This is a genomic window from Vibrio sp. MED222, from assembly GCF_000153005.1.
Lineage (GTDB): Bacteria > Pseudomonadota > Gammaproteobacteria > Enterobacterales > Vibrionaceae > Vibrio > Vibrio tasmaniensis_A.
On the sequence record NZ_CH902607.1, the window covers coordinates 757,477 to 772,824 of the forward strand.

General features: G+C 43.9%; 14 protein-coding genes. 8 read left to right on the forward strand and 6 right to left on the reverse strand.

Going from position 1 to position 15,348, the window contains the following annotated elements; all coding sequences use genetic code 11:
- Positions 1–6 precede the first annotated feature (6 nt).
- The 4 genes from MED222_RS11520 (at position 7) to purT (ending at position 3,575) form a co-directional block, all read left to right on the forward strand.
- Positions 7–378, forward strand: coding sequence for a CidA/LrgA family protein (locus MED222_RS11520; protein WP_009846947.1), 372 nt, complete (start codon positions 7–9; stop codon positions 376–378).
- Between the two features lie 2 nt (positions 379–380).
- Positions 381–1,058 carry an LrgB family protein gene (locus MED222_RS11515; protein ID WP_009846948.1) on the forward strand — a complete coding sequence of 226 codons (678 nt, stop codon included), beginning with the start codon at positions 381–383 and terminating at the stop codon, positions 1,056–1,058.
- Between the two features lie 286 nt (positions 1,059–1,344).
- A complete protein-coding gene (gene cdd, locus MED222_RS11510; protein ID WP_009846949.1) occupies positions 1,345–2,232 on the forward strand; it encodes a cytidine deaminase in 888 nt (295 codons plus the stop codon).
- Positions 2,233–2,399: 167 nt separating this feature from the next.
- Positions 2,400–3,575 carry a formate-dependent phosphoribosylglycinamide formyltransferase gene (gene purT, locus MED222_RS11505; RefSeq protein WP_009846950.1) on the forward strand — a complete coding sequence of 392 codons (1,176 nt, stop codon included), beginning with the start codon at positions 2,400–2,402 and terminating at the stop codon, positions 3,573–3,575.
- Between the two features lie 132 nt (positions 3,576–3,707).
- Here purT and MED222_RS11500 read toward each other — a convergent pair whose 3' ends face one another.
- Positions 3,708–4,361: a thiopurine S-methyltransferase gene (locus tag MED222_RS11500; RefSeq protein ID WP_009846951.1), complete on the reverse strand. Its 654-nt coding sequence runs from the start codon at positions 4,359–4,361 to the stop codon at positions 3,708–3,710.
- A 323-nt stretch (positions 4,362–4,684) separates the two neighbouring features.
- Between MED222_RS11500 and MED222_RS11495 the strand changes: the two genes are divergently transcribed.
- Positions 4,685–5,461, forward strand: coding sequence for a RelA/SpoT domain-containing protein (locus tag MED222_RS11495; protein ID WP_017059130.1), 777 nt, complete (start codon positions 4,685–4,687; stop codon positions 5,459–5,461).
- 305 nt (positions 5,462–5,766) lie between these two features.
- On the opposite strand, the gene ihfA is transcribed toward MED222_RS11495, so the two are convergent.
- Both ihfA and MED222_RS11485 read right to left on the reverse strand, forming a co-directional pair.
- A complete protein-coding gene (ihfA, locus tag MED222_RS11490) occupies positions 5,767–6,063 on the reverse strand; it encodes an integration host factor subunit alpha (RefSeq protein WP_004734853.1) in 297 nt (98 codons plus the stop codon).
- Positions 6,064–6,531: 468 nt separating this feature from the next.
- Positions 6,532–7,425, reverse strand: a complete 894-nt coding sequence (locus MED222_RS11485) for an EamA family transporter (RefSeq protein ID WP_009846953.1) — start codon at positions 7,423–7,425, stop codon at positions 6,532–6,534.
- A gap of 103 nt (positions 7,426–7,528) precedes the next feature.
- On the opposite strand from MED222_RS11485, the gene MED222_RS11480 reads away from it, so the two are divergent.
- Together MED222_RS11480 and cqsA are read left to right on the forward strand one after the other, a co-directional pair.
- Positions 7,529–8,911, forward strand: a complete 1,383-nt coding sequence (locus tag MED222_RS11480; RefSeq protein ID WP_009846954.1) for an aminotransferase-like domain-containing protein — start codon at positions 7,529–7,531, stop codon at positions 8,909–8,911.
- A gap of 268 nt (positions 8,912–9,179) precedes the next feature.
- On the forward strand, positions 9,180–10,361 hold the full coding sequence (cqsA, locus tag MED222_RS11475; protein WP_009846955.1) for an alpha-hydroxyketone-type quorum-sensing autoinducer synthase: 1,182 nt from the start codon (positions 9,180–9,182) through the stop codon (positions 10,359–10,361).
- 169 nt (positions 10,362–10,530) lie between these two features.
- Here cqsA and MED222_RS11470 read toward each other — a convergent pair whose 3' ends face one another.
- The gene (locus MED222_RS11470; RefSeq protein WP_009846956.1) at positions 10,531–12,579 is read right to left on the reverse strand and encodes an ATP-binding response regulator; all 2,049 of its coding nucleotides are present in this window, start codon (positions 12,577–12,579) and stop codon (positions 10,531–10,533) included.
- A 271-nt stretch (positions 12,580–12,850) separates the two neighbouring features.
- Positions 12,851–13,666: a TauD/TfdA dioxygenase family protein gene (locus tag MED222_RS11465; RefSeq protein ID WP_009846957.1), complete on the reverse strand. Its 816-nt coding sequence runs from the start codon at positions 13,664–13,666 to the stop codon at positions 12,851–12,853.
- Positions 13,667–14,158: 492 nt separating this feature from the next.
- Between MED222_RS11465 and MED222_RS11460 the strand changes: the two genes are divergently transcribed.
- Positions 14,159–14,560, forward strand: coding sequence for an ACT domain-containing protein (locus tag MED222_RS11460; protein WP_009846958.1), 402 nt, complete (start codon positions 14,159–14,161; stop codon positions 14,558–14,560).
- Between the two features lie 106 nt (positions 14,561–14,666).
- On the opposite strand, the gene MED222_RS11455 is transcribed toward MED222_RS11460, so the two are convergent.
- On the reverse strand, positions 14,667–15,348 hold a 682-nt coding region (locus MED222_RS11455; RefSeq protein WP_009846959.1), incomplete at its 5' end, for a methyl-accepting chemotaxis protein.

A 15,348-nucleotide genomic window follows, 5' to 3' on the forward strand; every position in this document is an offset into this window, starting at 1 on the left:
AACACTTTGAAAGAAAGATTGATCCAACTGGTTTACTGCTTAATCTCCTTCACCTTAATCATAGGTGCACTTACAGTAGGTAACGCGTTACAGCACTTTTTGGATACCTCAATCCCAGGCAGTATTTTTGGCATGTTGATTCTGTTTGCCGCCATGGTGATTGGTATTGTTCCTTCGCACTGGGTACAACCCGGTGCAAGCTTGATTATCCGCCTAATGATCTTACTGTTTGTTCCGATCAGTGTTGGGTTGATGGATCACTTCGACATGCTCATCGCGAACGCATTGCCAATTATGGCGAGCGCCGTTGGTGGCACGTTGCTGGTGTTGGTGTCCTTATCATGGTTTTTAGACCGCTTGCTTTCGAGAGGTAACTGATCATGTGGATTCTACTCACCATCGTGGTATTCCTGTTTGCTCGCTGGGTAAGTCAGAAAGTGAACTCACCACTGTGTAATCCCCTGCTGATCAGCATTGGTATCATCATTCCGATACTCACGTTCTTCAAAGTACCGTTTGAGACTTACTATGCGGACAACACCTGGATTACCTACATGCTGCAGCCCGCGGTAGTTGCCCTTGCTTATCCGCTTTATGAACAGCTACCTCAAATCAGAGCCAACTGGCGCATCATCACCTTTGCTTGCACACTAGGCAGTGTGATGTCGATGACAACAACAGCAATGATTGCGGTCGCCTTTAAAGCAGACTTAAGTTTGATTGCGAGTTTATTAGGTAAGTCAGTCACCACACCAATTGCGATGGAAGTATCGAGCCATTTAGGTGGTGAAGCAGCGATTGCGGCAATACTGGTATTGATTGTTGGTCTATTTGGGGCAATTTTTGCTTATCCAATCTACAATCTCATTGGTATTAAGAGCCCTATTGCCCGAGGTTTAACCATGGGTACCGTGTCTCATGCTTTAGGTACTGCGACCTGTGCTGAAAAGAATCAGGAAGATGCTGCATTCAGTTCGTTGGCTCTTGTGCTTTGTGGCGTCATTACCTCGATCATCGCACCGAGTATATTTTCGCTCGTGGTTTGGTTCTATTCTTAACCTAAACGATCACTACGCGATCCAGCCCAACCAGAATGCTGTTTATTACAGTGTCTGTTTGGGCTTTTTATTCGCATTTATTTAGCAATAGCAGTCAAGTCACGGTCTTTTACGAGCACTAAGTGCGATATCAGCTGTATAAATGGCTCCTGTAATCGATTTCAAGTGTGACCTCACTCTAATTATGCAAACCAATGTAACAACAACAATTCAATGGTGATCTTTATCACAGAAAATTCCTGAGCATTGCATAGAATTAAAGCCTAAGGTCAATTAAGGATTCAACATGAACAGTCGTATTACCCTGGCGCTGGAAAGTGCTCCAACAGCAATCAAAGCACTTTTGAGTGACATCGTATTAGCAGACAACTTTGACGCGACATTGTCTCCAGAACAATTTGCTAGCCTACTGCAAGCAAGTGGTTTCGCGGATGACGAGCTACGTATTGCGCTACTTCCTTTTGCCGCAGCCTATTCTTACGCTCCGTTATCTGACTTTTATGTTGGTGCAATCGTGCGTGGTTTGTCTGGCACTCTGTATTTTGGTGCAAACCTTGAAATCGCTGGTGCTCAACTTGGCCAAACAGTACACGCTGAGCAATCTGCAATCAGCCACGCTTGGATGAAAGGCGAACAAGGTATTTCTGATATCACCATCAACTTCAGCCCTTGTGGTCACTGTCGTCAATTCATGAACGAACTGACCACAGCGAAAGAGCTTAAGGTTCAGCTTCCACAACGTGATGAAATGTCTCTGCAAGAGTACCTACCAGACTCGTTCGGCCCTGCTGATTTAGGTGTAACAACAGGCCTAATGACAAAGCTTGATCATAAGTACACGACCGAAGAAACAACACCTATTGTTGTAGATGCGCTAGCAGCACTAAACCGCAGCCATGCGCCTTACACCAAAAACCTAAGTGGTGTTTCGCTACAACTGACGTCAGGTGAAATTTTTACGGGTGCTTACGCTGAAAACGCAGCGTTCAACCCGAGCCTACCTCCTCTGCAAGTCGCGTTAATTCAACTTAAACTGGCTGGCTTCGATTTTGAACAAATTGAAAGTGCAGCTTTGGTTGAAATCGCCGAAGGTAGCATCAGTCACCTAGCGGATACGCAATCTACATTAGAAGCGATTAATCCCGACATTCCAGTGACTTACTTAGCAATCTAAGTACATCTAATTAACAAAAATTCAAATAAGCAGCCCTATTTAACGGGGCTGCTTTTTTTATACCTGTAATTAACGCAACAACTTGCGCAAACGTTTGCTTTTATCATTGAAATAAGTATGATCACCCCGTTTTCAATCAATCGTTCAAAAGATCGGAAGGAATTTCTATGTTTGGTACTGCTACTCGTGAAAATGCTACTCGTGTACTTCTATTAGGTTCAGGTGAACTCGGCAAAGAAGTTGCTATCGAGTGCCAACGTTTAGGTTTGGAAGTTATTGCTTGTGACCGTTATGCAGACGCACCCGCGATGCAAGTTGCGCATCGTAGCCATGTATTAGACATGTTAGACGGCGATGCACTTCAAGCGATCATTGAACTAGAAAAGCCAGATTATGTGGTTCCTGAAATTGAAGCTATTGCCACCAGCAAGTTGGTAGAGCTAGAAGCAAAAGGGTTGAATGTCGTTCCAACTGCGAATGCAACCAAGCTGACGATGAACCGCGAAGGTATTCGTCGTCTAGCCGCAGAAGAGTTGAAACTGAGCACTTCTCCTTACCGCTTTGCAGACACCTTTGAAGACTTCGCTGCCGCTGTTGAATTCGTGGGAATGCCTTGCGTTGTTAAGCCAGTAATGAGCTCTTCAGGTAAAGGCCAAAGCGTTATCAAAACAGAGGAAGACATTCAAAAGTCTTGGGACTACGCACAAGAAGGCGGTCGTACTGGCGCGGGTCGCGTAATCGTTGAAGGCTTCATCGACTTTGATTACGAAATTACGTTACTTACCGTTCGCGCAGTCGACGGTGTTCACTTCTGTGCACCTATCGGTCACCGCCAAGAAGACGGTGATTACCGTGAGTCTTGGCAGCCACAAGTGATGTCAGACAACGCACTTAAAGCCGCGCAATACACGGCTGAACAAGTGGTTAACGCACTAGGTGGTCACGGCATCTTTGGTGTCGAGCTGTTTGTTAAAGGCGATCACGTTATCTTCAACGAAGTATCCCCTCGCCCACACGATACTGGCTTAGTGACTCTTATGTCTCAAGACTCATCGGAATTCGCACTGCACGTACGCGCGTTTACCGGTATGCCGATCAAATCCATCACGCAATACGGCCCATGTGCATCAGCGGTTATTCTGGGCCAAGGCACTTCAACCAACATTCGTTTTGAAGGTCTTACAGAGGCGCTAGACGCACCACAGACGCAAGTTCGCTTGTTTGGTAAACCTGATATCGATGGTCGCCGTCGTCTAGGTGTGGCGCTTACTCGTCGCAACAGCACTGAGACTGCGATTGAAGATGCAATTGAGAGTGCTTCTAAAGTAAAAGTGATTTACTAGCCAGCTATTCAATTCTGAACAATCACGAGTTCACATCTGAACAATAAAAAAAGACGGGCTATCGAGCCCGTCTTTTTGTTCGTTTTAGCTGTTGGCGTTAGCTATTGGCTTAAAAGCAAACTCAGCTTAAGCTTAAGCGTCAGACTCAATCAAATACACTTCTTCACTGAATCGAGACAAACCTTTCTTCGCAATCTTAGGGTGTTCATCATCTGCGATATCTTGATTCAACAAAGTGATCTTATAACCTGCAAATAACTGATCGATCTCTAGCTTAGGTACGCTAAAGGGAGGCCCTGCCATCTCACTTTGATCGTAATCCAATGTCACCAATAAGATTTTGCCGCCTGGCTTTAACAGTTGCTTCAAACGCTCTACATATTGCACGCGCATCTCTTCAGGCAATGCGACTAAAGACGCGCGATCGTAAATGGTATCGACAGGCTGGATTGGCGCTGAGAAGTAATCGCCCGTGTAGATGTTCAGTTCATCGAATTGATACAGCTCGTGCTGACCACTGATTTGAGTCACAGTCGGGGTGTAAAGGTGCTCTGCAAAAAATGCGCGAACCGCAATCTGACTTAACTCGACACCTTGAACATCTTCATGCTTTGAAGCTAGCCAAATCAGATCTTCACTTTTGCCACAAAGTGGAACAAACACACTCTTCTCGTAGCTAGGCTCAGTCTTTTCCCAAAATTTAATCAGAAGTGGGTTTACATCTTCGAGGTGGAAACCAATTTGGTTGGCTGCCCATTTATTGTGCCAAAATTCAGGATTATTCATCTTTCGTTCATGTTAAACAGTCATAATGCAAGGGTACAGTATAGAGAGGTAAGAGCAACCTTAGCTTGGTTTAAAGTACCAAATTGGTTTCGATGAAATCAGAAACTGGCTAAGTTCAAAGTTCTAATAATTGCGGAACTAACGGTTGGATTATTTGTCTATATCTTCACATTTTAAAGCAATATTAAACGTTAGAGTTGGTTTCTGTCTTAGCTAGCCCCATTTAATATGTAGTGAGTTTAGTTAAGCTGTTTTTGCTCTTGTGCGTTACTGGTTACCCCTTTTAACTACCCGTTTTTGTAACCTTGTATTTTGGAGTTTGAATGAGTGTATTTCTCCGTACGACGGCCCTAATGCTATTGGTATTGAGCCGAGCGCCTGCATTCGCAGCAGCACCTGTTTCAACAAGTTCGACTGATCAAACGCGCACTCCTGCGCAAAACCAAGTTTCATCAAACGTATTCCGTCATAGTTTGAGCGGCCTTTACGGCATCAAAGCCTTCGACTCACGCCCGACTCAGCCTTACACCGACTTCGATATTCTGTACAGCAAAGCGCATCAAGGCCAAGCTGAACTAGAAACTATCTGTAAAAGTACTGCCCTACTCACCAATTCTGAAGCGCTATTTGCTGGCGTTAAATCTCAAGCTCGTGCAGAAGAAAAAATCGCCCTTGAGCTTGATGGTGATGTAACAAAAATTACCGACTTAGCCCGTGCAACTATCATCGCGAACGATGTAGAAAGCTTGGTTGAAGTTTACGAAGCGCTAAGCCGTGAAGCAGACGTTGTTAAGCTGAAAAACAAGTTTAAGTCACCAGCCGATTCTGGCTACCGTGACCTTAACTTGTTGGTTCGTTTACCTAAAACCAACATCATTGCAGAGGTTCAACTTCACTTGAAAGCGATTGCTGATGTGAAAAGTGGCCCTGAGCACGAACTCTACGAAATCATCCAAGGCATTGAGCGTCACGCAATTGCAGAACATCGCCCAATCAACGATATCGAAGCGGCACAAATCAATAGCCTAAGACGCCAATCTTTAGAGCTTTACCAACAAGCATGGCAACCGTACATTACCACGCACATTAAAGCGGCATAACCACTGACATAAACGCTTACCATAAACAAGAACGACAAAGGGCTGCATAATCGCAGCCCTTTCTTTTTATTAGTGCTCTCGCGTTGCTTTCATTAGTTCATTAGTTCATTAGTTCATTACTATCAGAAAGCAAAATATAGGGATTTCACTATTAGTAGTTAACGAGAAGGGTGATTAACGAGAAGGGTAGCTAAGAAAAGAGAGTCAGGTGATACCACTAAGAGAAACTAGTGACAAGACAGTCAGCAAATGATGCATAAGACGTAGATACAAAAAGACCACGCTAGGCGTGGTCTATTGCTTGGCTACTTCTCGATTTTAATATTTTCGACTCGGGCCTTCAGTTTTTGTCCCGGTCTAAAAGTAACAACACGTCGAGCAGAAATTGGAATGTCTTCACCAGTTTTCGGGTTACGACCAGGTCGCTCGTTTTTCTCACGAAGATCAAAGTTACCAAAACCAGACAGTTTTACCTGTTCGCCATTTTCAAGTGCCTTACGAACTTCTTCGAAAAACACTTCAACCGTTTCCTTGGCATCCCGCTTGCTGTATCCGAGTGTTTCAAACAGGTTCTCAGCCAAATCGGCTTTAGTGAGTGCCATAAAACTTTCCTCAAAGCTATGTTATACATTGCTACCATCTTCAGTAGCGCCAAAGCATTTACCCTATTCAATCAATGAGATAAGGTCATTTACAAGGAAAGTGTATGCCAAGCTTCTGATTTTCGCCAACTTTTTTATCTCATCAATTTAATTATTCTTTCAAATCAGGAAGATAACTCCCTTGTAAAGTCACATATATAGCTAAAAAACACCTAACCAACAGGTACGATGTGATATTATATCCCACAAAACCCAACATAATAAGAATTTAAAACTTTAGTGTTCTAAAAGATAATTTTTGAGACCTCTATCCTATACCCAATAAAATCAGCCACTTGATTTGATATCAAACTCAACAGAGGTTACTAAGTAACCATTATTAAATATGATATTTGTATCATTTCAGAATTTAATTCGAATTAGTCAATCCTTTCGACAATGCTATTCTGCTGTGTTTTTAGAAAATGCTCAATCAATCGTCTTTATTTCCCTAAGAGGTCTTACGGTTGTCTTAGCAGGCTTCACTATCAAACCTATACCGACTAGAAACAGTACAGATGCCACAACTTGAGCGACTGATAGCACCTCGTCATACATAAAGTAACCACTGATCAATGCGAAGATAGGTACTAGCAAGGTTAACGGCGCTGTCGTGCTTAACGGATATTGAATTAACAGTTTATTCCACACCCAGTAACCGAATAGCGTGGTTGGGTAAGCCTGAAACAACACAGCAATCGTTGCGTTCCAATCCCATTGTTCTATCGCCTGCCAAATAATTTGGTCACCGTGCAGCATCACCGCAAACAACACTAATGGAACTGGCGCAAATAGCATGCCCCACACGTTAAACGCAAAAGCCTGAGTGGTTTTAGACGCTTTAACAATCACGCCCATTAACGTCCAACTACACGCTGCGATCATAATAAGAATCACGCCATTAACAGTGACATTGCCCGTTGCTGCGGAAACCAGCACCGCCAACGCGCACATCGCTAACATCGCACCCATTAACTTGCGAACCGACGCACTTTCTTTGAAAACCCACACGCCAACCGCCATACCAATTAGCACATTGGTTGAGAGCAACACCGACGAAAGCCCCGATGAGAGCCCAGCGGTGATTGACCATGAAGCCATGCCCCAGATGCCCACACCAAACACAAAGCCATAACTCACTAAATAACGCCACGCGACATTCGGTCTTGCTACAAAAAATATCACCGGAATCACCGCTAGCGAGAAACGCGCGGCGGTTGCCAACAACGGATGAACATTGGTTACACCCATTTTGATCATCGAGAAATTGAATCCCCAAATTGCCATCACGAACACCGCTAACAACAAATCATTTCTTTTCATACTGACCCCTCCTTTGTTTTGAATGAGTATCCCTTGATCAATAAAACCAGTACAGATACAATTTTTACAATAAAAACCAGTACAGTTAACAACGGTCGTGACCATGAGCATCTACAGAAAGCTAGCCAATCAGTTTATTGATGAGATTGAAACGGGGAAAAGACCCGAAGGTGGACGCATGCCTTCGCTGCGTCAATTAGCTAAACAACAAGCCATCAGCATGTCGACCGTGGTGAGCTGCTACCAAGAACTGGAATCACAAGGCTGGATACACTCTCGACCGCAAGCAGGGTATTTTGTTTCTCCTCATAAACCTGCTCGTTCAACCCCAGAGTGGGCACAGTTTGAAAGTAAAGTGTCGAGCGTCAAGCTAACCTCATCGACTCACAGCTCAATCAATGGACCTTTAGGGGTGTCTAGCACCGCCAATAATGAACAGTCGATTGTTGAACTGGAACGCAGTTTTCGCCGCGCTATTCGGCGTATGAGCAGCAGGCTAAACCATTACCCAGATACACAAGGTGAGCCAATGTTACGTCAGGCATTATCCACTCACTTTGCCAAGCTCGATGTACACTTTTCACCTGAAGAGATGGTGATTACGGCAGGCTGTATGTCTGCGATTAAGGCTGCACTTGAATCGTGCACCAAAGAAGGCGACACCATCGCGATTAGTTCACCTTGTTTCAACGGCATTCTGGAGTTGCTCGGAAAGATGTCGCGACAAATCATCGAGATCCCATCTCTAGATGACGGTATCGACTTGCAACAATTAGAAGCACATTTGAAGAATAAACGAGTGGATGCCGCGATTTTTTGTACCTCTCATATGAACCCTCAAGGGATCAACATGTCGGCTAGTCAAAAACAAAAGCTTGCTGAATTAGCGAATCACTATCAAGTACCGATCATTGAAGATGATGTGTATCTGGAACTTTCTTATTCCTCACACACTCCACTCCCCGCGAAATACTACGACAAAGGCGGCTATGTACTATGGTGTGGTTCAATATCGAAAAGCTTGTCACCGAGTTACCGATTAGGATGGTGCTTACCAGGGAGGTTCATTAACGAATACAAGGCTCAGTTTTCTGCTGCAAGCTATGGCGTCGCCCTACCCACTCAGCTTGCAGTTGCTGACTTTATCGAATCTGGTCAATACGCAAAACACGTTAGAAGAAGGTGTACTCAGCTTCTCTCTTTGCGCCAGCAATACCTAAGTTATTTGGCTCAGCACCTTCCTCAAGGAGTAAAGATAAGTAACCCGCAAGGTGGCATGGTACTTTGGCTACAAATACCAAATTTGAACCAATCAAGCTTTGCTCAGGCAGTTGCCGACCACAACATTGATATTAGGCTTGGACACCTGTTCAGCACTCTCGACCTTTGCAGCAATTGCTTACGCATCAATATTGGGTATTCGTTAGAGGGTGAAACTAAGCAGCAATTGGATGCCTTAATTGAGCTTATCCACATTCACAGCTAACAGCCCGGAGCCTTTCAAAATCAGCTTTTTAAAAGCCTTTCGAACACCGAATTTTAATAGCCTTTTGTCATAAAAAAGAAGGCTATTATTCCTATCTTGATTCGGTTAAAGCCCCGAACCGTAAGGAAACCCACTCGCCTCAAAACCCTTAAATACTGAGTTTGCTAGCACATACAAAATTATGCAAACTGACTAATGACACATCACTTTTTAACTTCAATATACAACCGCCGGCGCTGGCGTTTTCCCGTATTTGAAGAGAATAATTATGAGTGATACAACAAAAAACAAACCACTACCTTCCTTTATCGAAGAACGCTTGAATTTCTATATTCAAGACCTCATTACCCAGAACCAAAGCCAAAAGCACTTGGTATTGGGTAAACGACCTCAGCGCAATGCCGTCGTGATGCAGAGCAATGATTACTTAGCACTGTCACACAACAAACCGATCCAAGACGCCCATCAAGCAGCGATTATTGAACACGATGACAACGTAGTGATGTCTGCAATTTTTTTACAAGATGAAGAGTCTAAACCTGCGTTTGAAACCGAGCTCGCGAACTATGTCGGAATGGAGAGCTGTTTGCTTTCTCAGTCAGGTTGGGCGGCCAATATTGGACTATTACAAACCATCTGCCCGCCGGACACATCGGTGTATATCGACTTTTTTGCCCATATGTCGCTATGGGAAGGCATTCGTGCCGCTGGCGGCATCGCCCACCCGTTTATGCATAACAATATGAATCACCTGCGTAAACAGTTAGAGCGCCACGGCTCAGGCGTTATTGTGGTCGATTCGGTTTACAGTACCATTGGGACCATCGCCCCACTACGCGACATCTACGAAATGGCGCAGGAGTTTGATTGTGCCGTCGTCGTTGATGAATCGCATTCATTGGGCACGCATGGGGAAAATGGTGCCGGCATAGTTCACGCATTGGGCCTTACAAAGCAAGTCGACTTCATCACCGTAAGTTTGGCTAAAACCTTTGCTTATCGTGCAGGCGCGATCCTTGGGCCAAAACTGCTTTCAGAAACCTTACCGTTTGTTGCTTATCCCGCGATTTTCAGCTCGACCGTGTTACCACAAGAGGTGGTCCGTTTAGAGAAAACATTAGAGGTAATCAAAAGTGCAGATGATAAACGACAAGCTCTGTTCCTGCGTGCTAAATCGCTGACTACGGGTCTAAAACGAATTGGCTTTAATATCCGCAGCGAGTCTCAAATTGTTGCGTTGGAGTGCGGCAATGAGAGAAATACAGAGCGAGTGCGCGACTTCCTTGAAGAACGGAATGTGTTCGGTGCGGTGTTCTGCCGCCCCGCTACGGGCAAGAACAAGAACATCATCCGATTTTCAGTGAATGCCGATATGACACCACGAGACATTGACCATGTGCTCACAGTTTGTCACGAAGCGTACCATCACCCAGAGTTAGAGTTCGTATAACTCTGTACACACCAATTCTATAACTAACACAAACGGCAGGACTGAATAGACGCTATCATGTCGCGATACAAAAAGAGCCCAGCGAATTGCTGAGCTCTTTCTTGTGTTCATCTATTTATCTATTCATCTATTCATCTAGTTCAGCTGGATAACCGGACGGTACAACCAATCAAATCCAGTGTGCAATTTTATCGAACAGTCGGGTTTTATCTGCTGGCTTCACAATAAAATCTGACATGCCTGACGATTCCATTTTTTCCAATGTCACTGGGGAACTGTCGCCTGTGTGAGCAATAATCGGCACTGTAGAGTATTCTTTGGCTGCACTGCGGATTCGACGAGAAGCTTCAATACCATCCATAATTGGCATCTCGATATCCATCAGAATCAAATCAACATCCTCGGTATCCAAAGCATCTAACGCTTGTTGGCCATCTTCTTTCTGTACAACGTCAAAGCCCTGTTTTTCCAATAACATTGCGGTAAAACGGCGCAAAGATTCGTTGTCATCCACCACCATTATCGTACATTTATTAGTCGCCTCTAGTGGTTTCACAGCAACCGACGGCAAGACGTAATTGGAATCGAAAAGTAAGCGCTCGATGGTGGCTTTGGTATTCAGTAGCCAAACTTGTGTTTCCACCCAAATCGGTTCAAAAGCAACGTTACGAACACGCTTAATGGGGTGATGCTCATACAAATAGATGATTCTCGCTTCAGTGAACGATAGTAAAGATTCAATTCTATCGAGGTAATTGGCTCTTAAATCTAAGCTCTCCATATCAACGAAAATCAAGTCGAACTCAAATTGATATTCCTTATTTTTAAGTGCTGATACAACGTCTAATACGGTGAGGTCAAACCCCATAAAACGTGATGTCTCAGTAATTTTATCAGAGAGTACTTTCTGGTCACTCACCATCAACACTGTCTTTAGCTTAGTGAGCTCACTCTTAATTTCGTTCACAGAGTGAGAAGTCAAAGATGGAAAAGTCATCGTGAACTGCGTCCACTGTTCCACCTCAGACTTACACTTAATCTCTCCACCAAACGACCGCATTACCTTCTGACAAAATGGCAAACCTAAGCCGTAGTTACCTGATTGGCCGGTGGTGTAAAAATCCTGGAAGATACGTCGAATGACATCGTTTGAAATACCAGATCCGTTATCGGTAACCATAATTTGATTGGTCACGTCATCACTGCACATGGTGACATGAATATGAAAATCTTCAGGGCTGCGATGATGGAATGCGTTCTTGAACAAGTTATACATCACGTACTTCAACAAGGTATCACTACCCAAGAAGTCAAAGTTGCTTTGTACATCTAAAGAGATCGCTGATTTATCAGCTGAGCGCTTATAGTTAAAGCTATCTATCGCCCCTTCCACCACCGCTTGAGCTGAATGTTTCTTGAACGTAGAACGAGATACTCGGTTTTCATCAATTGAAGTCAATAGCAGATCAATCGTCTCGTTACCTGAGTGAATAATCTCCATCGCTTCATCACCCACTTCACGTAACTGTATAACTTCTTCATTACTCAAAGCGTATTGCCCTTGGTGGCCACCACTTTTCGGATTCGGCAATATGGACTGCATAACATCAATAGATGTCAGTAAACCACTTAGTGGGTTTCGCATCTCATGCGCGATACCAGCTCCAAAAGATTTCGCCAATGACACCTTATTCTCATGTTCCACCTGATTACGGAAGTAAAATAAGTTACCGAACAAATAGATAAATAAGAAGATTGGCACATGCGTCCAATCCATAGTGAGCTCTAAGTAGAAGCCTTGTGCCACCCATGCACACAAGGTAGCAATCCCTATCCCGGCGAAGGTTTGTGCAAACATCACTCGGGTGACGTGAACTAATAGAATATGGAGGAAAATAGCCGACATGAAAGACATAACCCATACGTTGGACCAGTTATTCATCAGCAGCATGTAAAAGAAAAAACACGGTAAGCAGAGGGTAATAGCGACTTGATAATAAGCCGGAAGGTACTTTCGCCAATCAAATGGAATACGATTACGAACAACAATCCCAAGGAACAATACCGAGCAAAACAGACGCACGGCTAAATTTTCATAGGGTTGCGGAAACAAGAATTCCCATACAATGTAGTAAGCAGGGAAACCGACAAAGCCCATCCAACCCACAAGGGTTAGGTTAGGTTCTGCGTACTGATAAACTTTACGAATCGCGTTCATACAAATACTTTATTTACTAAGCCCTAACGTTTACAAAGTCTAAAATTTGATGTTGGTTCTTATGTTTTCCGCTGAGTATATTACACATCACCTCAGAGCAGTGAGCTTTCAATCAAATATGTATCAACGCTTTTGATTTTATTATGACTTAGATGAATAAAGTCTCGGTTTCATACTTTAACTCAGACAACATCCCTAAGTGATTCAGATTTATACGCTCACGCCTACACCAATAACGCGCCTTAGCAAGTGCTGCGCCTCTTCGTTTTCATTATGTCACTGTAACGCGATGCATCTTTCTTGGAGTATCGCCGTAATCAATCACCGCGTAATGTTGCGTTACCCTATTGTCCCAAATAGCCATTGATCCCTTGTCCCATTTGAAACGGACTTGAAACTCAGGGCGTCGTGCAATTTCAAACAGTTGGTTAAGTAAAATATCACTCTCTTGTCGGTCAAGTTCGTTGATATAACGGGTAAACTGCTCATTGATATAAAGTGTTTCTTTACCGGTTTCCGGATGGCTCTGAACAACAGGATGAATTACAGGTGGATTTTGCTGCGCGGTTTTAAGTAGTGATTTGTGCCAATCAAGCTCTATCTGATCTGGCTCAACTCCTTCAAAAGCCACCAGCGAATGAGTCGCTGATAAGCCTCTCAGCTTTACTTTCATGTCTTCATCTAATGAATCAAATACAGCCGTCATCGAACACCAAATCGTATCCCCACCGGTGCTTGGAATATGTTGAGCATGCAACAAAGAAGCTTTCGATGGCACTTTGCGCCAGGTTAGATCCGTATGCCAATAGCTTTCCATGGGTGCATTACCACGGGTTGTTTCGATGACACTCACCTGAGGTGCGCTTTCGACGCGAGGAAAGAAGGGATGCGCAAGCTCGAGCTGCCCAAATCGCTCTGCAATCATCAAGTGTTGTTCTGGTGAGAGTATTTGATCACCTAGGAAGATTACTTGATGGCTAATCAGCGCCTGATAAACCTCATCGAGTTCGGTCACACTGCATGTGGCGAGATCGACTCCATGGATTCGCGCACCGATATGAGGGGTAACTTGTTCTATTTTCAACATACTTTCGCTTATTGATGATGTGACATTTCAGAGTCAATTTGGATACTGACTAGTAAACCGGACAAATACGCCATTTCTTTCAACACTGTTCGTTCCAAAAAAAGTCTCACTTTAATAAGAAAAAGGCCATCTAAAAAAAGAGCCCCTACATAGGAGCTCTTTTCGTTTTTTGATACTTCCTGTATCCATAGACAAGTCCAATCTGTAGTACTTTCACTGAAAGCCAGATCATCGATATCTCCAGTTGTGTATCAACTTAAATGTAACACACAATCTCCAGGCAGTTCTAAAACACAACCGAGATAATGAACTTAGTGCCACTCCATCTCACCACTCAGCACTTGTTCGATGCCATCAAGATGGAAGGAATCTAGACATTAACGATACTGATGTGGAATAAGTATTATTAATTTTACTTATGCAGAGCTAAATTCTATCTTGGCTGCATTATCCAACACCATAAACAAACGCGATTACGCAGGGAAAAAGACGATGACCGCCATTACCGATTTGAACATTCTGCTAAAGTCCATGTCACCAGAGCTCATTGAAGGTGATTATGTTTTTTGTACTGTAGACGGGGGATTAGCAGATTATGTTCAACTCGAACCAATCGCGACCTTTCGTGAAAAGAAAGGGTTAACCTTGGTCCTAACAGAGGAATCTGCGACTCAAGCGCAGTTAAATTTCGACGGTGTATTTAGCCTGATAACTTTATCGGTCCACTCGAGTCTTGAAGCGGTTGGATTAACAGCGGCTTTTGCCACCAAGCTAGGTTCATACGGCATTAGCGCCAACGTAATTGCTGGTTATTACCATGACCATATCTTCGTTCAGAAAGAGAAAGCAGACGAAGCAATGAGTGCGCTGAAAGAATTTTCAGAAACTGATTAATAAAGAATTTGATTACTCACAAATACAAAAAAAGCGACGTAATCTACGTCGCTTTGACTTATTGCTTAACAATCACTCACTGATCAGGCATCAGTGAGTGACACAGTTAAGCAAGCTTAAAAGTCGCCACTTTGTCACTTAAACCAGCGGCTTGGCTCTTAAGTTCGTTCGACTCAGTTAAGCTGTCCTGTGCGCCCACAACTAAGTGGTCCGTAACATCTTTAATGGTCGTAATGTTCTGAGTAATTTCACCCGTCACGTGCGTTTGCTCTTCTGCTGCGGTAGCAATTTGAGTCGCCATATCACTAATCAAAGCCACCGCTGTGTTGATCTCTTCTAGCGCATGTGAAGCTCGGTCGGCATCTTCGACGGAATGTATTGCCAGTTTCGAGCTGCTCTCCATAAGATCAACCGCTTGAGCCGTTGTGCGTTGTAAAACATCAATCGTTGACTTTATCTCTTCTGTTGAAGAGTGAGTTCGTTGAGAAAGCACACGTACTTCATCTGCAACTACAGCAAAACCGCGACCTTGTTCACCAGCACGCGCCGCTTCAATCGCAGCATTCAAAGCAAGCAAGTTAGTTTGCTCTGCAATACCTTGAATCGTAGCAAGTACCGTTGAAATCTCTTGAGCATGCTTGTTTAGCTCGCTGATCACGTTGCCCGCCTCGTTCACTTCATTGGCGAGGTTATTGATAGAACCTTTAGTATCGACAACCAGGGCGTGACCGCTATTAGTGCTTGTCGCAGAGTCTTGTGCCGCTTTTGCGGTTTGCTCAGCATGCGAT

Coding starts and splice junctions, on each gene's coding strand:
- MED222_RS11515 (WP_009846948.1), top strand. CDS start 381: ATGTGGATTCTACTCACCATCGTGGTATTCCTGTTTGCTCGCTGGGTA.
- cdd (WP_009846949.1), top strand. CDS start 1,345: ATGAACAGTCGTATTACCCTGGCGCTGGAAAGTGCTCCAACAGCAATC.
- purT (WP_009846950.1), top strand. CDS start 2,400: ATGTTTGGTACTGCTACTCGTGAAAATGCTACTCGTGTACTTCTATTA.
- MED222_RS11500 (WP_009846951.1), bottom strand. CDS start 4,361: ATGAATAATCCTGAATTTTGGCACAATAAATGGGCAGCCAACCAAATT.
- MED222_RS11495 (WP_017059130.1), top strand. CDS start 4,685: ATGAGTGTATTTCTCCGTACGACGGCCCTAATGCTATTGGTATTGAGC.
- ihfA (WP_004734853.1), bottom strand. CDS start 6,063: ATGGCACTCACTAAAGCCGATTTGGCTGAGAACCTGTTTGAAACACTC.
- MED222_RS11485 (WP_009846953.1), bottom strand. CDS start 7,425: ATGAAAAGAAATGATTTGTTGTTAGCGGTGTTCGTGATGGCAATTTGG.
- MED222_RS11480 (WP_009846954.1), top strand. CDS start 7,529: ATGAGCATCTACAGAAAGCTAGCCAATCAGTTTATTGATGAGATTGAA.
- cqsA (WP_009846955.1), top strand. CDS start 9,180: ATGAGTGATACAACAAAAAACAAACCACTACCTTCCTTTATCGAAGAA.
- MED222_RS11470 (WP_009846956.1), bottom strand. CDS start 12,579: ATGAACGCGATTCGTAAAGTTTATCAGTACGCAGAACCTAACCTAACC.
- MED222_RS11465 (WP_009846957.1), bottom strand. CDS start 13,666: ATGTTGAAAATAGAACAAGTTACCCCTCATATCGGTGCGCGAATCCAT.
- MED222_RS11460 (WP_009846958.1), top strand. CDS start 14,159: ATGACCGCCATTACCGATTTGAACATTCTGCTAAAGTCCATGTCACCA.